Here is a 1,202-nt window from a genome sequence, read left to right as displayed (position 1 = left end):
GGCAGGGCTATCGCATATGACTGAGAATAGCCAAGAGGAAGGCGTTGTCCCAGCCGGCGCGCTTGATTTTGCGGCGCAGGGATGCGCGGTCGGGATGAGAGCGCAGGATGTTGAGGGCAAGCCTGCGAAGTATGGCGAGGTTTTCGGGAGCGTTGTCCTTTCGCGCGCGGTTGCGGTCCTCGGCGAAATGGACATCGAGCACCCAGTGCAACTGGTTCTCGATACCCCAATGACTGCGGGTAACGTGCAGCAGCCGCTTTGGAGAGATGTATTTGGAGAGGAGGTAGTGGCGCACGACCGGAGTATCGGCACGCTGCCCCTGCAGGTGTCGGCGCGAGGTAATCCGGCCAACCGCAGCGGCGCCTGGAAAGCCGTAGCGGGCGGCGAAGCTGGTATTGCGCATGACGGTCGCGCGCCGCACCTCGCGCCGATCGTGACTGGATCGGTCGATCCGCTCGGCTGTGCTGCGCCTGCCCGATCGTGCAAACTGTTGCGTAACCGCAGTGAACAATCGCCCCCGGTTGGCCTTGATTGCCAGAACATAGTCGCCGCCGCGCTCCCGCACCGCCGCCGCAAAGGCGCGGTGGCAATGCAGCGCGTCGGCGGTAACGATGCAGCCTTCGAGAGACAGAAGGTCCAGCACTTCCAAAGCGCCTGCCGTCTCGTTGCGACCGGCCGCCTTTTGCTGGGCCAGCGCCATACGGGCTTCCACCGCAAAGACGTTGACCAGTTGCAGCGGCGTAGCCTGGCCACCGCGGTCGTAGGCCCCGCGCAAGGCCTTGCCGTCGACAGCCACCACTCCGGTGAGCTTGAGCCCGTTGGCTTTGGCAAAGGCGGCCATGAAGCGACGGAAGGCTGCTTCGAAGGCTTGCGGCTTGAGCAGGCGAAACACACGGCTGAACGTGTCGTGGCTGGGGATGCCATGCTCCAGGCGCAGGAAAAGTCGCAGCAGCCCTTCCTTCGACTGACCGAAATCCGCCATGTCCGAGCACGATTCCGCTCCGCACATCGTCGCCGCCAGTGCGATGCACAGCACCTCCAAAAGATCGTGCCTTGCATTGTCCGCGCGAGGATCCGGCAGCCGCCGAAAAGTCTTCCTGAACTTCTCCATCCGACTCCCTCCATGATCCGGGAGCCGTCTTCAGAATCCCTATTGCCCTCCAATGCAATAGGCCTCTCAAATCCATATGCGATTCCCCTGC

The 1,202-nt window shown here is 62.9% G+C and carries 1 protein-coding gene; it reads right to left on the bottom strand.

Annotated elements, in window-relative coordinates:
* Positions 1-7: 7 nt before the first annotated feature.
* Positions 8-1,111 (bottom strand): ISAs1 family transposase, encoded by a 1,104-nt coding sequence (locus JQ628_RS34335; protein ID WP_212231051.1) that lies wholly within the window; start codon positions 1,109-1,111, stop codon positions 8-10.
* Positions 1,112-1,202: the final 91 nt, after the last annotated feature.

It is taken from the genome of Bradyrhizobium lablabi, from assembly GCF_018129385.1.
Lineage (GTDB): Bacteria > Pseudomonadota > Alphaproteobacteria > Rhizobiales > Xanthobacteraceae > Bradyrhizobium > Bradyrhizobium lablabi_C.
This window is presented reverse-complemented; position numbering and strand designations above follow the sequence as displayed.

Excerpts from the sequence above, each read along its gene's own strand:
- JQ628_RS34335 (WP_212231051.1), bottom strand. The coding sequence starts at position 1,111 with ATGGAGAAGTTCAGGAAGACTTTTCGGCGGCTGCCGGATCCTCGCGCG.